The 19,283-nt window shown below is 72.9% G+C and carries 16 protein-coding genes; 11 read left to right on the forward strand and 5 right to left on the reverse strand.

Annotated features, from left to right (window positions below; all coding sequences use genetic code 11):
- Window positions 1-18: 18 nt before the first annotated feature.
- Together E9549_RS10730 and E9549_RS10735 are read right to left on the reverse strand one after the other, a co-directional pair.
- Complete coding sequence (locus E9549_RS10730; protein WP_236826524.1) at window positions 19-1,098, reverse strand: inositol-3-phosphate synthase; 1,080 nt, start codon at window positions 1,096-1,098, stop codon at window positions 19-21.
- Window positions 1,099-1,211: 113 nt separating this feature from the next.
- A complete protein-coding gene (locus E9549_RS10735; protein WP_236826525.1) occupies window positions 1,212-1,832 on the reverse strand; it encodes a PadR family transcriptional regulator in 621 nt (206 codons plus the stop codon).
- Window positions 1,833-1,989: 157 nt separating this feature from the next.
- Here E9549_RS10735 and E9549_RS10740 point away from each other — a divergent pair, with 157 nt between their 5' ends.
- The 3 genes from E9549_RS10740 to E9549_RS10750 all read left to right on the forward strand — a co-directional run bounded on the left by E9549_RS10740 (window position 1,990) and on the right by E9549_RS10750 (window position 6,578).
- Entirely contained in the window at window positions 1,990-2,406 is a 417-nt protein-coding gene (locus E9549_RS10740) for a DUF5318 family protein (protein ID WP_236826526.1), read from the forward strand.
- 143 nt (window positions 2,407-2,549) lie between these two features.
- Complete coding sequence (locus tag E9549_RS10745; protein ID WP_236826527.1) at window positions 2,550-5,054, forward strand: transglycosylase domain-containing protein; 2,505 nt, start codon at window positions 2,550-2,552, stop codon at window positions 5,052-5,054.
- 21 nt (window positions 5,055-5,075) lie between these two features.
- On the forward strand, window positions 5,076-6,578 hold the full coding sequence (locus E9549_RS10750; protein WP_236826528.1) for a glycosyltransferase family 87 protein: 1,503 nt from the start codon (window positions 5,076-5,078) through the stop codon (window positions 6,576-6,578).
- Here the strand turns inward: E9549_RS10750 and E9549_RS10755 are convergent.
- Entirely contained in the window at window positions 6,558-7,376 is an 819-nt protein-coding gene (locus E9549_RS10755) for a deoxyribonuclease IV (RefSeq protein ID WP_236826529.1), read from the reverse strand. The genes E9549_RS10750 and E9549_RS10755 overlap by 21 nt on opposite strands.
- Before the next feature lie 118 nt (window positions 7,377-7,494).
- Here E9549_RS10755 and E9549_RS10760 point away from each other — a divergent pair, with 118 nt between their 5' ends.
- The 7 genes from E9549_RS10760 (at window position 7,495) to E9549_RS10790 (ending at window position 15,273) form a co-directional block, all read left to right on the forward strand.
- Window positions 7,495-8,508, forward strand: coding sequence for a hypothetical protein (locus E9549_RS10760; protein WP_236826530.1), 1,014 nt, complete (start codon window positions 7,495-7,497; stop codon window positions 8,506-8,508).
- 162 nt (window positions 8,509-8,670) lie between these two features.
- Window positions 8,671-8,958: a 30S ribosomal protein S6 gene (gene rpsF, locus E9549_RS10765; RefSeq protein ID WP_236826531.1), complete on the forward strand. Its 288-nt coding sequence runs from the start codon at window positions 8,671-8,673 to the stop codon at window positions 8,956-8,958.
- A 2-nt stretch (window positions 8,959-8,960) separates the two neighbouring features.
- A complete protein-coding gene (locus tag E9549_RS10770) occupies window positions 8,961-9,446 on the forward strand; it encodes a single-stranded DNA-binding protein (protein ID WP_236826532.1) in 486 nt (161 codons plus the stop codon).
- Between the two features lie 84 nt (window positions 9,447-9,530).
- A complete protein-coding gene (gene rpsR, locus E9549_RS10775) occupies window positions 9,531-9,767 on the forward strand; it encodes a 30S ribosomal protein S18 (protein ID WP_073422051.1) in 237 nt (78 codons plus the stop codon).
- 11 nt (window positions 9,768-9,778) lie between these two features.
- Window positions 9,779-10,225: a 50S ribosomal protein L9 gene (gene rplI, locus E9549_RS10780; RefSeq protein WP_236826533.1), complete on the forward strand. Its 447-nt coding sequence runs from the start codon at window positions 9,779-9,781 to the stop codon at window positions 10,223-10,225.
- Window positions 10,226-10,930: 705 nt separating this feature from the next.
- Complete coding sequence (dnaB, locus tag E9549_RS10785; RefSeq protein WP_236826534.1) at window positions 10,931-13,546, forward strand: replicative DNA helicase; 2,616 nt, start codon at window positions 10,931-10,933, stop codon at window positions 13,544-13,546.
- Between the two features lie 248 nt (window positions 13,547-13,794).
- A complete protein-coding gene (locus tag E9549_RS10790) occupies window positions 13,795-15,273 on the forward strand; it encodes a hypothetical protein (protein WP_236826535.1) in 1,479 nt (492 codons plus the stop codon).
- A 354-nt stretch (window positions 15,274-15,627) separates the two neighbouring features.
- Here the strand turns inward: E9549_RS10790 and E9549_RS10795 are convergent, their stop codons facing one another.
- On the reverse strand, window positions 15,628-16,827 hold the full coding sequence (locus E9549_RS10795) for an acyl-CoA desaturase (protein WP_236826536.1): 1,200 nt from the start codon (window positions 16,825-16,827) through the stop codon (window positions 15,628-15,630).
- A gap of 29 nt (window positions 16,828-16,856) precedes the next feature.
- Window positions 16,857-17,966 carry a ferredoxin reductase gene (locus E9549_RS10800; RefSeq protein WP_236826537.1) on the reverse strand — a complete coding sequence of 370 codons (1,110 nt, stop codon included), beginning with the start codon at window positions 17,964-17,966 and terminating at the stop codon, window positions 16,857-16,859.
- A gap of 93 nt (window positions 17,967-18,059) precedes the next feature.
- On the opposite strand from E9549_RS10800, the gene E9549_RS10805 reads away from it, so the two are divergent.
- Window positions 18,060-19,262 carry a CdaR family transcriptional regulator gene (locus E9549_RS10805; RefSeq protein WP_236826538.1) on the forward strand — a complete coding sequence of 401 codons (1,203 nt, stop codon included), beginning with the start codon at window positions 18,060-18,062 and terminating at the stop codon, window positions 19,260-19,262.
- The last annotated feature ends 21 nt before the right edge of the window (window positions 19,263-19,283 follow it).

A 19,283-nucleotide genomic window follows, 5' to 3' on the forward strand; every position in this document is an offset into this window, starting at 1 on the left:
CCTATGCCCGGTGGTGGCTCAGCGCTCGACGTCCCCGCGGATGAAGGCCTCCACGGCGTCGCGTGCCTCGCTGTCGCTGTACTGCACCGGCGGCGACTTCATGAAGTACGAGGACGCCGACAGGATCGGGCCGCCGATGCCGCGGTCCTGGGCGATCTTCGCGGCGCGGACGGCGTCGATGATGATGCCGGCCGAGTTCGGGGAGTCCCAGACCTCGAGCTTGTACTCCAGGTTCAGCGGGACGTCGCCGAACGCGCGGCCCTCGAGGCGGACGTAGGCCCACTTCCGGTCGCTCAGCCACGGCACGTGGTCCGACGGGCCGATGTGCACGTTGCCCGCGCCCATGTCGCGCTCGACCTGGCTGGTGACGGCCTGGGTCTTGGAGATCTTCTTGGACTCCAGGCGCTCGCGCTCGAGCATGTTCTTGAAGTCCATGTTGCCGCCGACGTTCAGCTGCATGGTGCGGTCGAGCTGCACGCCGCGGTCCTCGAACAGCTTGGCGAGCACCCGGTGGGTGATGGTGGCGCCCACCTGGCTCTTGATGTCGTCGCCGACGATGGGCACACCCGCGGCGGTGAACTTGTCCGCCCACTCCTTGGTGCCGGCGATGAAGACCGGGAGGGCGTTGACGAAGGCGACGCCGGCGTCCAGCGCGGCCTGCGCGTAGAACTCGGCGGCCTGCTGCGAGCCGACCGGCAGGTAGCAGACGAGCACGTCGGCGCCCGAGTCGCGCAGGGCGGCGACGACGTCGACCGGCTGCTCGTCGGACTCCTCGACCATCTCGCGGTAGTACTTGCCCAGGCCGTCGAGGGTGGTCCCGCGCTGCACGGTCACGCCCAGCGGCGGGACGTCGCAGATCTTGATGGTGTTGTTCTCGCTGGCGACGATGGCCTCGGAGAGGTCGCGGCCGACCTTCTTGGCGTCCACGTCGAACGCGGCGACGAACTCGACGTCGGACACGTGGTACTCGCCGAAGCGGACGTGCATCAGGCCCGGGACGGACGTGGTCTCGTCGGCGTCGCGGTAGTAGTGCACGCCCTGCACGAGCGAGGCGGCGCAGTTGCCGACGCCGACGATGGCGACCTTGACTGACCCCATGACTCTCCTTACTCCTGGACCGAGGTGGTCCGCTGGGCTCGGACCGGTGGTGGTCCGCTGCTGTCTCGGGCGGGCTGGCCCGCTGGTCGGTGGTGGTGGTGCATGACCGTCTGCTAGGTCGGGACGTGCTGCGCACCGGCCGGCCCGTCGTCCTCGCCCGCGCGGGGCGCCGGCCGGTCGCCGGACTCCGCCCGTTCGCTGTCGATGAGCTCGGAGAGCCAGCGGACCTCGCGGTCCACCGACTCCAGACCGTGGCGCTGGAGCTCGAGGGTGTAGCGGTCGAGCCGTTCGCGGGTCCGCGCCAGTGAGGACCGCAACCCTTCGCGCTGCCGCTCCACGGTGCGCCGGCGGCCCTCGAGGATCCGCAGCCGCACGTCGCGCGCCGTGTGCCGGAAGAAGGCCAGGCGGACGCCGAAGAGCCCGCCGTCGTCGTAGGCCTCCGGGCCGGTCTGGCTGACCAGCTCGTGGAAGCGCTCCTTGCCCTCCGCGGTGATCGTGTAGACCACCTTGCCGCGTCGGCCGGTCAGCGGCGGTGCGTCGGCCGGCAGCAGGGCACGCGGCGCGGGCTCGTCGGTGGAGATCAGCCCGGCCGCCTGCATCCGCCGCAGCGCGGGGTACAGCGATCCGTAGGAGATGCTGCGCAGCCCGCCGAGCACCGCGGCGAGCTGCTTGCGCAACTCGTACCCGTGCATCGGCGCCTGGTGCAGCAGGCCGAGGATGGCGAACTCGAGCACGTCGCCCTCCCCGGTCGCGCCTGCAGTCGATGTATCGGCACGATACATCGATCGGTCCGCGCACTCCATCCCGAGGCGTGGGGCGGGTGGGTCACCCGGGGCGGGTAGCGTGCTCGGTCACCCCACGGACCAGGGCCTGGTGCGTACATTGGCCGCCGTGCCCGGACGTCGTTCCGTCGTGGACTACTCGCTGCAGCGGCGAGCCGTCCTCGCGGGAGTACGAACGGGGCGCACGGGGTTGTCCGAGGTGTGCGACGCCAGTCCGTACCTCTCGCGGGCGGCGAAGTACCACGGAGAGCCGACCGACGCCGCCTGCCCGGTCTGCCGACGTGAGCGCCTCACCCTGGTGAACTACGTGTACGGCGAGAACCTCGGGCCGGTGGCCGGCCAGGCCAAGACCGAGGCCGAGCTCGCCCGCATGGACGCCGCCCAGGACGAGTTCTCCGTCTACCGGGTCGAGGTGTGCCGCGGGTGCGGCTGGAACCACCTGGACTGCTCGTACGTCCTCGGTGCCGAACCCGAGCCGGGTCGCAGGGCCCGCCGCAGCCGGCGCCGGGCCGCTCCCGAGCGGTGACGGACCGGCCGGCTGCCGGCCCCCCACCGTGCCACCGGGCCCGCGACGGAGCGGGCCCTCTCCGCTGCCACAGCTGAAGACGAACCGCTGCGTCCGGGCAGGTGCCCGGCGTCGACCATGACAGCCCAGGAAGGGGTGTGCTCGTGCCCAGCCACGACGAGACCTCGCCCGTCGCACCGCGGGCCGGCTCGGTGCGCCGGCCGCCGGCCGCCCGTACCCGCAGCACCGGGGGCGGGGGCGGCACCGGCCGTCCCCCCGGCGGTGGTCGCCCGTCCGGCGGCGGGCGGCCGCCCGCGCGCGGCGGGACGACGGCCTCGCGCACCGGCTCGGGCCGTCCCCCGGGCCGGCCGACCGGGGCCAAGGGCAAGGCGGCGCGCAGCAAGAAGCAGCGCCGCGCCCGCCGGCTGAAGATCACCGCCGCGATCACGGGTGGGCTGCTCGCGCTGATGTGCGTCTTCGTCGGCGTGGTCTACGCCAGCACCGAGGTGCCGAGCCCCGACTCGGTGTCGACCAAGCAGACGACGGTGCTCTACTACTCCGACGGCGTGACCGAGATGGCGCGGCTCGGTGACGAGAACCGCACCAACGTGCCGCTGGCGGAGATCAGCGAGCCGGCGCAGCGCGCGGTCCTGGCCGCCGAGAACCGCAGCTTCTACTCCGATCCCGGCATCTCCTTCACCGGCATCGTGCGGGCCGCCTGGAACAACCTGACCGGCGGCTCCACGCAGGGCGGCTCGACCATCACGCAGCAGTACGTCAAGAACGCCTTCCTGACGCACGACCAGACGTTCAGCCGCAAGTTCCAGGAGCTGTTCCTGGCGATCAAGCTGGACAACAACTTCTCGAAGGAGCAGATCCTCGAGAACTACCTCAACACCATCTACTACGGCCGCGGCGCCTACGGCATCGAGGCCGCCGCCGACACCTACTTCGGCGTCCCGGCCGCGGAGCTCACCGCGCAGCAGGCCGCGGTGCTCGCCGTCCTGATCCGGAGCCCCTCCAACTACGACCCGGAGACCAACCCCGAGGGATCCCAGGACCGCTGGGGCCTGGTGCTCGACGCGATGGTCGAGGAGGGCTGGCTGTCCGCGGAGGAGCGGGCCGCCTCGGAGTACCCGGCGGTGCTGCCCAAGACCGGCTCCACGCTCGGCATGCCGGAGGGCCCCGAGGGCCACATCGTCCGGCAGGTCACCCAGGAGCTGCAGGACCGGTACGGCTACGACGAGCAGCAGATCAACGCCGGTGGCCTGCAGGTGACGACGACGATCAGCAAGCCGGCGCAGGACGCCGCCGTGGCCGCCGTCCAGGAGGTGACGGCGCCGCCGGAGCCGCAGGAGCTGCGCGAGGCACTCGTCGCCATCGACCCCCGCAGCGGCGGGGTCGTCGCCTACTACGGCGGCGAGAACGGCGTCGGCACCGACTACGCGCAGGCCAAGCGCCAGCCCGGGTCGTCGGTCAAGCCCTACGTGCTGGCCACGGCCCTCGAGCAGGGCATCGGGATCCAGGCCCGCCGCGACGGCAGCGACGACCAGGAGTTCCCCGACCGACCCGGCAAGCCGGTGACCAACTCCGGCGGTGCGAGCTGCCCGGCCTGCACGCTGACCGAGGCGATGACGCGCTCGCTGAACACCACCTTCTACGGCCTGGCCTACGAGGTCGGCCCGGAGAACGTGCGCGACACGGTCCTCGCGGCCACGGGGCTGCCGGACACGTGGGGAGGCAGCGACTTCTTCGCGGGCAAGACCGTGCTGGCCAACTCCGAGGGCCTCACCGGCTCGTCGATCGGCATCGGTGAGTACGAGATGCGCCCGTTCGACCAGGCGCAGGGCTTCGCGACGCTCGCCGCCGGCGGCGTCTTCCGCGACGCGCACTTCGTCGCGAAGGTGACCGACGGCGAGGGCGCCGTGCTGGTCGACCAGACCGCCGCCACCGACGGGGAGCAGGTCCTGCCGGGCGACGTCGTCAACGACGTCACCGTCGCGCTCAAGGACGTCGCCTCCTACTCCCGCCGGGCCCTGGACGACGGCCGCGAGGTCGCCAGCAAGACCGGCACCCAGGGGCAGGGCGAGAACAACTCCGACGCGTGGATGGTCGGGTACACCCCCTCCATCGCCACCGCGGTGTGGATGGGCAACGACTCCCCCAGCGACCCGATCGTCGACTCCCGCGGGCGGATCATCTACGGCTCGGGGCTGCCCGGCGCCATCTGGCAGCGCTTCATGGACACCGTCCTCGCCGGCACCCCGGAGGAGGACCTGCCGGACCGGGCGCTGATCAAGGGCGACACCGGCGAGGGCGTCCCCGCACCGACGACCCAGGCGCCGCCGCCGGTGGAGACCCCGGCCGCGCCGACGACGACGAGTGCACCCACCACGACCGCCCCGCGGCCGGTGGACACCGACGGCGACGGGGTGCCGGACGACCAGGACTTCGCCCCGAACGACCCGAGCGTCCAGACGCGGCCGACCCAGCAGCCGCTCGACCCCGACGGTGACGCCGACGGTGACGGCCTCCCGAACCGGCAGGACCCCGCGCCGAACGACCCGGCCATCCCGGGCGACAGGAACAACCCCGGCGGGGGTGGCGGTGCGGGTGGCGACACCCAGCCCGGCACGCCCGGCCCGGTCGTCCCGCCGCCGCCCGGCTGACCGATCACGCACACTGCTGGCATGAGCAGCACCCCCACGGGCCCGTCCGCCACCGCGGACGGGCCCGTGGTCGTTCCACGTGGAACGACGCCGGCGTCCGCCCCGGACCGCGTGGTGCCCACCTGGACCGATCCGGTCGCGCGCCAGGCCAGCGAGGCCGTCGGCGGCCCGTGGGGCCGCTACGCCGTCACGGGCCGAGCCCTGTTCTGGACGCCGCTGCGGGTCTGCCTGCTCTTCGCCACCCTGGCGCTGGCGCTGGCGTGGGTGAAGCAGGCGCCGTGCGCCGACGGCGACTGGGCGGGCTTCGTCCAGTACACGCACTTCTGCTACTCGGACACGGTGCCGCTGTTCGGCCTGCACGGCCTGGACGACGGTGCCCTCCCCTACCTGGACTCCGCCGTCGAGTACCCGGTGCTCACCGGCGCCTTCATGGCGCTGGCCGCGGCGGTCTCGGGCGGCTACGACCGGGTGGCGGCGGCCTCGGGGCTGCTGCCCGAGGCCGCCCCGGTGCTCAGCTACTACGTGGTGACCTGCCTGCTGCTGACGGCGTGCGGGCTGCTCGTCGTGCGGGCCACCCTGGCCCTGGCCGGCCGCCGCCCCTGGGACGCGGCGATGGTGGGGCTCTCCCCGCTGCTGGTCGTGCACGCGTTCACCAACTGGGACCTGTTCGCCGTCGCGCTGGCCACCCTGGGCATGTGGGCGTGGGCGCGGCACCGCCCGGTGCTCGCCGGGGTGCTGCTGGGCCTCGGCGTCGCCGCGAAGCTGTACCCGGCCTTCCTGCTCGGCGCGCTCCTGCTGCTGTGCTGGCGGTCCGGGCAGCTGCGCCTCTGGGCGCGGACGGCGGCCGCGGCCGCGGTCGCCTGGGCGGCGGTCAACCTGCCGGTCGCGGTGCTGGCACCGGAGAACTGGACCCGCTTCTTCGCGCTCAACAGCACGCGGCCGGCCGACCCGGACTCGCTGTGGAACCTCTTCCTGCACGTGGCCGGGGACGGGTGGCTCGACGGCCCGCTGGCCGAGGGGCAGACCCCCACCGTGCTCAACGCCGCCGTCGCCGTCGTGCTGCTCGCCGGGCTCGCCGCGGTGGCCTGGCTGACGCTGGCCGCGCCGGTGCGGCCCCGGGTCGCCCAGGTCGCCTTCCTGCTGGTCGCCGTCTTCCTGCTCACCAACAAGGTCTGGAGCCCGCAGTACTCGCTGTGGCTGCTCCCGCTCGCGGTGCTGGCCCGGCCGCGGTGGCGCTCGCTGCTGGCCTGGCAGGCGACCGAGGCGCTGCTGTGGGTGCCGCGCCTGCTCTGGTACCTGGGCACGGACAACCGCGGTGTCGACGTCGAGTGGTTCTTCCTCGCCGTCACGCTCCGCGACGCGGCCGTCGTCGTCCTCATGGCGCTGGTGGTCCGGGACGTGCTCGACCCCGACCGGGACGTCGTGCGCACCAGCTGGCCGGGCGTGGACGACCCGGCGGGCGGCCCGCTGGAGCACGCCCCGGACCGCCGGGCGCTCCGCCGGTCAGCCCAGCGCGGCGCGTAGCAGCGCGATCTCCGCCGCGTGCCCCGCGGCGTCCCCCGGCGTCTCCAGGACGACCGGGCAGCCGGCCGCCCGCGCCACCTCGACCAGCACGTCCGCCGGGATCTCCCCGCCGTCCAGCGGCGCGTGCCGGTCGCGGCCGGAGCCCGCCGGGTCCCGGCTGTTGTTGAGGTGCACCAGGTCGATCCGGCCGGTGACCGCCCGGACGGCGTCGACGACGGAGCCCAGGTCCCAGCCGGCGGCCCAGCCGTGGCAGGTGTCCAGCACGAAGCCGGCGCCGAACCCGCCGATCGCCTCCCAGAGCCGGCCGAGGGCGTCGAGGTCGCGGGCCATGGCGTTGCCCCCGCCGGCGGTGTTCTCGACGAGCACGGGAACGGGGAAGCCGCCCTGCTCGGCCTGGCGGGCGAAGGTCTTGCGCCAGTTGTCGACGCCGACCGCGGGGTCGTCGCCGGCCAGCACGTGCCCGCCGTGCACCACCAGGCCGCGGGCGCCCACGTCGGCCGCGGCCCGGGCGTGCCCGGCCAGCAGGTTGCGGCTCGGTATGCGGATGCGGTTGTTCGTCGTCGCGACGTTCAGGACGTAGGGGGCGTGGACGAAGACGGCGACGTCGGAGCCGCGCAGCTCGGCGGCGTCCGGTCGCGGGCGCGGGGCCTTCCAGCCCTGCGGGTCCGCGAGGAAGACCTGCACCGCGTCGGCGTCGACCTCCGCGGCCCGGGCGAGCGGGCCGCCGCGGTCGAGGGCGCCGTCGTCGGTGAGGCCGGCACCCACGTGTACGCCGATCGGGTGGCTGCCCATGCTCATCTCCGCTTCGTCGACGAAATCCGCGTTTACCCGTATCGCCGAGGTCACATCATCGTTGAGGCTGTGACCGGGGTTACCCACCGGTGCAGCTGTGACGTCGACGTGGAGGTAGCAGAACATGGCAACGGGTCGCATCCGACGCTCGGCCCGCCGGGGCATCGCCGTGGCCCTGCTGGGCTGGCTGGGCGTGACCGCCGCGTCGGTGGCGGCGACCCCCACCGCGAGCGCCGCCCCCACGGCGACCGTGCCGATCCGCGACCTCACCCAGCTCGTCGTGTCGATCGACCAGGGCGGCTCGGTCACCTTCGTCAACGAGCTCCAGGACAAGACGCTGCAGGTCGGTGGAGGGGGGCTGCTGCCGTCGCTGGTCAGCGTCACCGCCAGCACCGAGGTCACGCTCACCCTCCCGTCGGGGCAGCGCGAGCTGGCCCCCGGCGCGCGCGCCACCGAGCGGTTCGACCAGAGCTGCGTGGCCGGCTGCTGGCTCAGCTTCAGCTACTCGATGAGCTCGGGCGCCGCGCTCACCCAGCCGCTGGTCGACGCTGCCACCGCGCTGCTGCCGCCGCTGCCCCGGCCGCAGCCGCTGGTCGTGAACACCCTGCTGCCGCTGCCGAACCTCCCGGGGGTCAACCTGCCGCAGCTGCCGCCGGTGACGCTGCCGGCCACGCCGCCGCCGGCCGGGCCTGCGCCCGAGCCGGCGCCGGAGGCCCCGCAGGCGCCGTCGACCGGGCAGCCCGCGGCCCCGGAGGCCGGTCCGGCGCCGGAGGGCGTGGCGGGTGACCAGTACACGTACGAGACCGGCTCCGCCCCGGCCGCCCAGCTCCTGCCGGGGGCCCGCGCCGCGGCGGCCGCCGTCGACCCGTCCCGTTTCCTGGTGCCCGCCCTCACCGCCGAGGGCGCCGGGTCGGGGGGCGTCGCGGGCACCTACGACGGCGCGTCGGTCCCCGAGTTCGGGCAGCTGGCCGGGCTCAGCACGCCGGCGCCAGGTGGCGAGGGCGCCGGTCAGGTGCTCGACGCCGCGGGGGCGCAGCCGGTCGCCCTGCCCGCCGCGGCGCTCGCCGCCGTCGTCAGCCTGGCCGGGGCCACCGCGGCGCTGGTCCGCACCGCGCAGGCGGCCCGCGGGTCCCGCTGACCGCCGTCGTCCCCCGTCCGGGCAGCGCCTGGCCCGCCGGTCCCGGCCGCTGGTAGCCTGGGGACAGCGCGTTCCGGCTCATGCCGGGGCGCGCGACGCGTGTACGACCCTCCTGCTGCAGATGCCCTGCAGCCGCGAAGACCAGAGGAGGTGGGGTTCTCCGTGCGTCACTACGAATTGATGGTCATCCTCGACCCCGACCTGGAGGAGCGCACCATCGCTCCCTCCCTCGACCGGTTCCTGACTGTCGTCACCAACTCCGGTGGCACCGTCAAGACCGAGATCTGGGGCCGGCGTCGCATGGCCTACGAGATCAAGAAGCACGTCGAGGGCATCTACGCCGTCGTCGACATCCAGGCCGAGCCCGCCGCGGTGGCCGAGCTCGACCGGCAGCTGAACCTCAACGAGTCGGTCCTGCGCACGAAGCTGATGCGGCCCGAGGTCCACTGACCATGGCCGGCGAGACCGTCATCACCGTCATCGGCAACCTGACCGCCGATCCGGAGCTGCGCTTCACGCCGTCGGGCGCCGCCGTCGCGAACTTCACCGTGGCCTCGACGCCGCGGACCTTCGACCGCCAGTCGCAGGAGTGGAAGGACGGCGAGGCGCTGTTCCTCCGCTGCAACGTGTGGCGGCAGGCCGCGGAGAACGTGGCCGAGTCGCTGACCCGTGGCTCGCGGGTGATCGTCAGCGGTCGCCTCAAGCAGCGCTCCTTCGAGACGAAGGAGGGCGAGAAGCGCACGGTCGTGGAGCTCGAGGTCGACGAGATCGGCCCCTCGCTGCGCTACGCCACGGCCAAGGTCACCCGCGCCTCGCGCGGTGAGGGTGGCGGCGGCTTCAGCGGTGGCGGTGGCGGCGGCGGTGGCTTCGGCGGCGGTGGTGGCGCGAGCGACCCGTGGTCCACTCCCGCCGGCCCGTCGGACGAGCCGCCCTTCTAGAAGGACCTCGTCCTTCTCATCCCTCGCACGCTCGGGACGAGCCTCGGGACGAGGCCGTTCCAACATCTCACCAGGAGAACCCCGGTGCCCAAGCCCCCTGTTCGCAAGCCCAAGAAGAAGGTCTGCCAGTTCTGCAAGGACAAGGCGACCTACATCGACTACAAGGACACGACCCTGCTGCGGAAGTTCATCTCCGACCGCGGCAAGATCCGTGCCCGCCGCGTCAGCGGCAACTGCAGCCAGCACCAGCGGGACGTCGCCACGGCCGTGAAGAACAGCCGTGAGATGGCCCTGCTGCCCTACACCTCGACGGCGCGCTGATCATGAGCACGATGAAGCTGATCCTGACGCAGGAGGTCACCGGTCTCGGGTCCTCCGGCGACACCGTGGAGGTCAAGGGCGGGTACGGCCGCAACTACCTCCTCCCCCGCGGCCTGGCCATCAAGGCCACCCGTGGCGCGGAGAAGCAGGTCGAGTCGCTGCGCCGGGCGCGTGCCGCCCGGGAGGTGGCCTCGCACGAGGAGGCGCAGACCCTGGCCGGTCGCCTGTCCGGGCTCACCGTCCAGGTGCCGGCGCGCGCCGGTGACGGCGGTCGTCTGTTCGGCCGGGTCACCACCGCCGACGTCGCCGCGGCCGTCACGGCCGCCGGTGGCCCGGAGCTCGACCGCCGCCGGATCGAGCTGCCCAGCAGCATCAAGACCACGGGCCAGCACACCGTCACCGTGCGGGTGCACCCGGAGGTCACCGCCCAGCTGACGATCGAGGTCGTCGCAGGCTGACGTGCAGGACCTCCCTGGAGGGAGGTCGGCCACGAGGGGCGTCGGACAGCTGTCCGGCGCCCCTCGTCGCGTCTCCGAGCCGGCTTCTGCCGCCACGGGTCTCCGTGCGTGCCACCACGCCCTGAGGGCGTCCGGGCCTCTCGTCCAGCGTGCGCGGGCCTCGGTGGACAGGAGGGGTGCCTCTGCCGTCTCTGCCGCCCGCTGAGGGCCCGGGCGGCGCGCCCCGGGGGCACCCGCCCCACCACCCCGGGCGCAGCCCCTGTGAGCCGGGTCCCACCGGCGGCGCACCGGCCGCCGACCCCCGCCGGCGGCCGACCGCGCACCGCTGTGACTCGTGGTGCGTGTCGCGGAAAATTCTTCCGTGGTTTTCCCCGTCCACACCCGGTGGGCAGGGTCCGTGCAGGTCAGCGGCGCTGACCGCGGGGACGGACGGTCGCTGTCCCCCGATCCCTCCACATGTCGACACGCCTCCGTCCACCGACTTGTCCACAAGTTGTGCAGATCGACGTGCACACCTGTGGTGGACGCGGCCTGCGGAGCTTCCTAACGTCCTCTCCGCCACCGAGCGGACGACCGGGATGTCGGACCCCTCCGGTAGGCAGGTGCCGAACACACGTTCGGCACGGCGCCGTCCGCCGAGCTCGCGTACTTCCCCTGCGCGCGGTGGTGATGCGGGCGCGCCCGCAAGGAGATGGAGGTACCCCCGTGGCGGTGGCCGACGAGTTCAGCCGACCGTCCGTGACGGCGCCGGAGTACGACCGGCAGCCGCCCCAGGACGTCGCGGCGGAGCAGTCGGTGCTCGGCGGCATGCTGCTGAGCAAGGACGCGATCGCCGACGTCGTGGAGGTCTTGCACGGCAACGACTTCTACCGGCCGGCGCACCAGGTGATCTTCGACTGCATCCTGGACCTCTACGGGCGGGGTGAGCCGGCCGACGCGATCACCGTCGCCGCGGAGCTCAACCGGACCGACCAGCTGTCCAAGATGGGCGGCGCGGTCTACCTGCACACGCTCATCCAGTCCACGCCGACGGCGGCCAACGCCGGCTACTACGCCGCGATCGTGGCCGAGCAGGCGGTGCTGCGGCGGCTGGTGGAGGCCGGCACCCGCGTGGTGCAGCTGGGCTACGGCGCGGCCGGCGGGAAGGGCGACGTCGACGACATCGTCGACCGCGCCCAGCAGGAGATCTACGACGTCACCGAGAAGCGCATGAGCGAGGACTACTCGCGCCTCGAGGACGTGCTCCAGCCGACGATGGACGAGCTCGACGCGATCGCCTCGCGCGGCGGTACCGCCCGCGGCGTCCCGACCGGCATCCGCGACCTCGACGAGCTCACCAACGGCCTGCAGGCCGGCCAGATGGTCGTCATCGCGGCGCGGCCGGGCGTGGGCAAGGCCCTGGCCCTCGACACCCCGATCGCGACGCCGTCCGGCTGGACGACGATGGACGAGATCAGTGTCGGTGACCGGGTGCTGGGATCCGACGGCCGGCCGACCACGGTGGTGGCGGCGACCGACGTCATGGCCGACCGGCCCTGCTTCGAGGTGCACTTCTCCGACGGCTCGGTCATCGTGGCCGATGCCCAGCACCAGTGGCTGACGGAGACGCGGGCCAGCCGCCGATCCGCCCAGCAGGCGCGCACCGGGTACAACGGGTACCGCAACCAGCGCACGTTCGCCGAGGTGCGGACGACGGAGGAGATCGCGCGCACCGTCCGGTGCGCGACCAAGGACGCCCGACTCAACCACTCGGTGCGCAACTGCCTGCCCCTCGACCTGCCGCCGGCCGATCTCCCCGTCCCGCCGTACGCGCTCGGCGTGTGGCTGGGGGACGGCACTTCCGCGGCCGCCCAGTTCACCAGTGCCGACCCGGAGATCGCGGTGTACATCGAGGCCGAGGGGCTGGTGGCGCAGCCGACCGGGGCTGACCGTCGGTACTCATTGCGGCTGCCGGCGCAGGTCTCCGCGGAGATGCGGACTTGCCCGATGTGCGGCGAGCTCTTCCTGCCACGGACGTCGCAGGTGCAGACCTGTGGCAAGACGTGCGGTGGCGCGCTGCGCGCCAGCGGTGGCGTGGGGCGAAGGGCCTCCTGCCCCGACTGCGGTGGTCCCTCCGCCGGGTTCACCCAGTGCCAGGCCTGCCGGAACGACCACGGCACGGTCAAGGCACTCCTGCGCGGGCTGGGGGTGCTCGACGACAAGCACATCCCCCTCGCGTACCTCCGGGGGTCCGTGGCCCAGCGGCGGGCGCTGCTGGCCGGCCTGCTCGACACCGACGGCACCGTCACGCCGGGTGGGGCCGTGCAGTTCGCCGTCACCAACCGCCGGCTCGCCGAGGACGCCCGTGAACTGATCGCGAGCCTCGGCCACCGGGTGACGCTGAGCACCAAGCGGGTGCGCGGGCGCACCGAGGCCTCCTCGACCTGCTACACGCTCACCTTCAGCACCGACGACGAGGTCTTCAAGCTCGAGCGCAAGAAGTTGCTCCACAAGGAGCGTGGCGCACGGACCTTCACCGCTCGCGGCGCCCGGTTCATCACCGACGTCAGGCCGATCGCCAGCGTGCCCGTGCGCTGCATCCAGGTGGACGCGCCGGACTCCCTCTTCCTGGCCGGGCGGAGCTTCATCCCCACCCACAACTCGACGCTGGGTCTGGACATCGCACGCTCGGCCACGGTGAAGCACCAGATGCCCGCGGTGATCTTCTCGCTGGAGATGAGCAAGCACGAGATCACCATGCGTCTGCTGTCGGCCGAGGCGAAGGTGCCGCTGCACCACATGCGCGCCGGCACGCTGTCCGACGAGGACTGGGCGAAGCTGGCCCGCCGGATGGGTGAGGTGGCCGACGCCCCGCTCTACATCGACGACTCGCCGAACATGACGATGATGGAGATCCGGGCCAAGGCGCGGCGGCTCAAGCAGCGCAACGACCTCAAGCTCGTGGTCATCGACTACCTCCAGCTGATGACCTCCGGCAAGCGCGTCGAGAGCCGTCAGCAGGAGGTCTCGGAGTTCTCCCGTGCGCTGAAGCTCCTGGCCAAGGAGCTCGAGGTCCCGGTCATCGCGATGTCGCAGCTGAACCGTGGCTCCGAGCAGCGTCAGGACAAGAAGCCGATGCTGTCCGACCTCCGCGAGTCCGGCTCGATCGAGCAGGACGCCGACATGGTCATGATGATCCACCGCGAGGACATGTACGAGAAGGAGTCCCCGCGGGCCGGCGAGGCCGACATCATGCTGGTCAAGCACCGCAACGGCCCGACCGCCAACGTCACCGTCGCCTTCCAGGGCCACTACAGCCGCTTCGTCGACATGGCCAACTAGCACCCAGCATGTGCTCGAGTCCCAGGACCGCATCGGTCCTGGGCCTCGCGCCGTCCGGTGGCCGGCCGGCGGGGATGGGGGCCGGATCGACTCGTCGACGCCCGAGATGCGGTGGCCGGCCGATCTCCGACCGCCGCAAGCGGTACCGGCGTGTCTCGCCGGAGGTGGTGCAGGCGGATCCGTACCTTCCTGCCTGCTCGCACGCCGCGGGCCCGGGGCGAGGGGGATCCGTGCACGGTGCTTGGCGGGTGCGCGCACGACTGGTGCGCGGCGGGCTGCTGGCCGCCACGTTGACGGCGACGCTCGCCGTACCCGCCCCGGCCGGGGCGGAGCAGGGCCCGCACGAGCAGCCGACGCCGGTGGCCGCACCGGTCGGGGTCGCCCAAGCCGGAATCCCTGGCGTCGACGGGAACCTGGTCGAGGCCAAGCACGCGGCGCTCGGCGGCGAGGCAGGGGTGCTCGGTGCGCCCCTCGACGTGAAGCTCTGCGGCGGCCTCGACTACTGCCTGCAGGACTTCGAGCACGGCCGGATCTACTGGTTCCAGGGCTCCTCGTCGGCCTGGGCCTTCACCGATGGCGAGCTGCACGACGCCTGGCAGGCCGAGGGCGGAGGAACGGGCGTGCCGGTGCCGGGATCGATCGGCAACCCGGTCTCGGACACGTTCTGCGACCTACCCGGCGGCGGCTGCGGCCAGCACTTCGAGCACGGGTCCATCTACCACTCGGTCGCCACCGCACCGGCGCGGGTCGACCCGGTGACCCGGGCCGGCTGGTCGGCCGAGGGCTGGGAGCGCGGGATCCTGGGCTACCCGACGACGTCCACCTTCTGCGGGCTGCGCGACGGCGGTTGCGGGCAGCACTTCCAGGGTGGGTCCGTCTACTGGAGCTCCTCGACCGGGTCCCGGACCGTCCGCGGCCCCGTCAGGGACCGGTGGGCGGGGCAGGGCTGGGAGAACGGGGACCTCGGCTACCCCACGACGTCCACCTTCTGCGGGCTGCGCGACGGCGGCTGCGGCCAGCACTTCCAGCGTGGGTCGATCTACTGGTCACCCTCGTCGGGAGCGCGGGTCATCGCGCCGGAGGTCATCGGTCGCTGGGCGGGTCAGGGCTGGGAGACCGGTGCGCTGGGCTACCCGACCTCCGAGCCGTTCGCCGCCCCCGGCCTGGAGTGGGTCCGCGGGCAGCACTTCCAGGGCGGGTCGGTGTACCAGACGCGGACCGGCACCTTCACCGTCCTCGGCCCCATCCGCGACCGGTGGGGGGCGCAGGGCTGGGAGCGCGGGGCCATCGGCCGACCGACGTCGGACACCTTCTGCGGCCTGCGCGACGGCGCCTGCGGCCAGCACTTCCAAGGCGGGTCGATCTACCAGACGCGCTCCGGCACCCTCACCGTCGTCGGCTCGATCAAGACGGCGTGGGCCCGACAAGGCTGGGAGCACGGCGTTCTCGGCCTGCCGACCAGCGACACCTTCTGCGGCCTGCGCGACGGCGGTTGCGGCCAGCACTTCCAGGGCGGGTCCGTCTACGCGGCCGGCCCGGTGGCCGGGTGGGCGGGAACGCGGGCCTCCGTCGTCCCCGCTGCGATCCGCGACGCCTGGAGCGCCCGCGGCTGGGAGAACGGCTACCTCGGCTACCCGGTGACGGACGGCTCCGCGGGCATCGACGGGTCGTACTCCCAGCGATTCCAGGGCGGGAACCTCCGGGTGCGCAACGGCCGGGTGTACTGACGGGTCGCTGTTCCACGGGAAACCTCTGCGGTCCCGGTCGGCACTCCCGGAGCGGGGCGGCTACACGTCGCGGGGTGAGCGCCGAACAGCCCCGACGCCAGCCGCTGGTTCTTCGAGGAGCAGCTCCCGCTGCGCGGCCGCGATGCAGGCGCAGGGGCAGGTCGCCGCCTTCCTGGCCGGGGCGAGGTCGTGGATCCCGACGCCGACGGGCCTGTCCGCGAGGTGCCGATCAGCGACCCGGACTCGCTGCGGTCGCTCGACGTGCCCGGCCAGGGGTGAGGCGCTGACCGCTGAACGCCAGAAGCCCAGAACCACGACGGGTCTGGGCTTCTGGCGTTCAGCGCTGCGCGGGGCTCAGGCGGCGGCCTGGCGCATCAGCTGGCGGCGGACCTTCTTGCCGCCGGTGGTCATGCGGACCAGCTTGACCACCTGCGCGGGGGCGTTCTTCGGCGTCGTCTCGGCGAGCCAGCCGTTGGGCAGCGAGAGCCGGATGACCTTGTGCCAGGCGCTCGCGACCTGCTTGTACAGCGGGGCGGAGTGGTAGGTCAGGCCGTACCGGTCGAAGATGTCCTTCACCTTCGGCGCGATCTCGGCGTACCGGTTGCTCGGGATGTCGGGGAACAGGTGGTGCTCCACCTGGTGGCTCAGGTTGCCGGTCATGATGTGCATGGCCTTGCTGCCCGAGATGTTCGCCGAGCCCAGCATCTGGCGCAGGTACCACTCGCCGCGGGTCTCGCCGTCGATCGAGGTCTTCTCGAAGGTCTCGACGCCCTCGGGGAAGTGCCCGCACATGATCACCGAGTGCGACCACAGGTTGCGCACCACGTTGGCGGTGAAGTTCGCGGCCAGGGTGGGCACGAACGACGGGCCCGACAGCAGCGGGTGGACGACGTAGTCCTTGGTCATCTGCTTGCGGATCTTCTTCAGCACGTTCTTGGCGTCGGCCCGGAACTTCGGGTTCTGCCGGCGCTTCTTGGTCGCCAGGTTCTTGCCGAGCTCGAGGTCGTAGGCGGCGATGCCGTACTCGAAGAAGCAGGCGTTGATGAAGTTCCAGAGCGGCTGCGCCAGGTACAGCGGCACCCACTTCTGGTCCTCGTCGACGCGCATGATGCCGTAGCCGAGGTCGTTGTCCTTGCCGACGACGTTCGTGTACGTGTGGTGCAGCTCGTTGTGCGAGTGCTTCCACTGCTCGGCCGGGCTGGCCATGTCCCACTCCCACGTCGTGGAGTGGATCTTCGGGTCGCGCATCCAGTCCCACTGGCCGTGCAGGATGTTGTGCCCGATCTCCATGTTCTCGAGGATCTTGGCGACCGACAGCCCCACGGTGCCCAGCACCCAGGCCGGCGGGAACTTGGAGAACAGCAGGACCGCGCGGCTGCCCAGCTCGAGCTTGCGCTGCACGTCGATGACCGTGCGGATGTACTTGGCGTCGTCCTCGCCGAGGCTGTCGCGCACCTCCTGGCGGATGGTGTCTAGCTCCTTGCCGATGAGCTCGACGTCCTCGGGCGTGAGGTGGGCGATCGGGTTCTCGGGCTTCTTCTGCAGGACGGTCATCGTGTGCGCTCCTCGGTCGGGGGGCTGGGTCAGTGGTCGATGGCGCAGGCGCCGGCGGCGGCGCTGACGCAGGTCTGGATGAGGACGCCGTCGCCGACGTCCTCCGCGGTGGTGATCTCTCCGTTGCGCAGGTCGCGGACGGCGCCCTCGCGGAGGGGCAGCACGCAGCCGTAGCAGATGCCCATCCGGCAGCCGCTGGGCATGAGCACCCCGGCCTCCTCGGCGGCGTCGAGGATCGGCGTCGCGCCGTCGGCCTCGACGGTCGTGCCGTTCTTCGTGAACGACACCGTGCCGCCCTCGCCGGTGACCAGGACGCGCGGCCGGAAGCGCTCCGTGTAGAGCCGGTCGGCGATCCCCACCGACGCCCAGTGCTCCTCGAGCGCCTCGAGCATGCCCACCGGGCCGCACGCCCAGGTGGCGCGCTCGTGCAGGTCGGGCACGAGCTCGGCGATGGACCGGGCGTCGAGCATCCCGGCGCTGTCGGTGTGCTGCTCGATCAGCCGGATCCGGCCCTCGGCGGCCATCCGCCGCAGCTCCTCGCCGAAGACGACGTCCTCGGCGGTGGGCGCGGAGTGCACCAGGACGGTGTCGGCCAGCCGGTCCACGGAGTTGCGCAGGATCCCCATGACCGGCGTGATGCCGGAGCCGGCGGTGACGAACAGGGCCTTCGCGGGCACCTGCTCGGGCAGGCAGAACTCCCCGGTGGCCTGGTCGAGCTGGACGACCGTGCCCGGCTGCACCCGGTGCACCAGGTGGTTGCTGACCTTCCCGTCCGGGATGGCCTTGACCGTGATGGTGAAGCAGCCGTCGGCGCGGTCGAGCACCGAGGTGATCGAGTAGGCGCGCCACTGGCGGACGCCGTCGATGTCGATGCCGATGCGCACGTACTGGCCGGGCACGTGCGGCAGCCAGTCGCGTCCCGGGCGGATGACGATCGAGGCGGCGTCCCGGGTCTCCCGGTGGACGGCCTCGATCCGGCCGCGCAGCGCGGCCCCGGAGCGGAGCGGGTCGAACAGGTCGAGGTAGTCGACCGGGAGCAGCGGGGTGGTCACCAGCTCGGCGAACTTGAGCACCCGGTCGCGCAGCGCGCTCCGCGCCGGCGGGCGTGGCGCGGCGGGGCGCGGAGCGGTTGCGGTCATGGTCTTGAGCTTTCCCAGCCGGGCGACCAAATACCTGTGCCGTGGACGTGAATCGGGCGGTAGCTTCTGTTCCCTGAGAACAAAGGAGCCGTGATGCCGGTAGACCCTGCACCGTTCCCGGAGGCCGTGGCGGAGGCGATGCGCGCCGATCTGCCGGCGGTGGCCGAGCGGGCCGTCGAGGAGATCATCGTGGGCGTCCCGAGCTACGCCGACGCCTTCCTCGGCCCGATGGGCCGGAAGATCTCGACCGCGGTCGAGATGGCGCTGCGGGGGTTCCTGCAGGTCGCCGTCGACGGGGGCGGCGTGGACGCCGGCACCCCGGGCGGGCCCGTCGTCGAGGCCGCCTACGCGCTGGGGCGCGGAGAGGCGCGCAGCGGCCGGTCGATGGACGCGCTGCTGGCCGCCTACCGGGTGGGCGCACGCGTCTCGTGGCGGGACATGAGCGCCACCGCCGTCCGCGCCGGGCTGGACCCCATGTCGCTGGCCCGCTTCGCCGAGCTGGTGTTCGCCTACATCGACCGGCTCTCCGCCGCCAGCGTCGCCGGCCACGCCGACGAGCTCGCGTCCAGCAGTCGCGAGCGCCAGCGCCTCCGCGAGCGGCTGGCGCGCGGGCTGCTCACCGGCAGCCCGCATGCCGAGCTCGCCGAGATGGCGCAGCGCGCCGAGTGGACCCCGCCTCGCACGCTGACCGCCGTGCTGCTGCCCGAGGGGCGCGTGCGGGGAGCTCTGGTCTCCCTGGACCCCCGCACCCTGGTCGCGACCGAGGACCTGCCGGGGACGGACGCCCCGCGGGAGCTGTCGGTGCTGCTGGTCCCGGACGCGGAGGGCGCCGCCCGCGGCGCGTTGCTGCGCGGTCTGGCGGGTCGTCGCGCCGTGGTCGGCCCCGCCCGGCCCTGGTGGGGTGTGCAGGCCTCGTACGGCCGGGCGCTGCGGGCGCTGCGGCTGGACGTCGTCGCGGAGGACGACGGGCCGCTGGACACCGATGCGCGGCTGGCGGAGCTGGTCCTGCGTGCCGACGAGGAGGCGCTGGCCGACCTCCGGGCCCGTGCGCTGGCCCCGCTGGCGACGGTGGGGGAGACCGCGCGCGAGAAGCTCACCGAGACGCTGCGGAGCTGGCTGCTCCACCACGGTCGGCGCGACCAGGTGGCTGCCGCGCTCTTCGTGCACCCGCAGACGGTGCGCTACCGGATGACCCAGCTGCGCGAGCTCTACGGGCCCGTGCTGGAGGACCCGCAGACGGTCCTGGAGCTGACGATCGCGCTCGGGGTGGCGCCACCGTCGACGGATCCGGGGTGACCGCGCCGCCCGCGGGTGCGG

Source organism: Blastococcus sp. MG754426 (assembly GCF_021699055.1).
Lineage (GTDB): Bacteria > Actinomycetota > Actinomycetes > Mycobacteriales > Geodermatophilaceae > Blastococcus.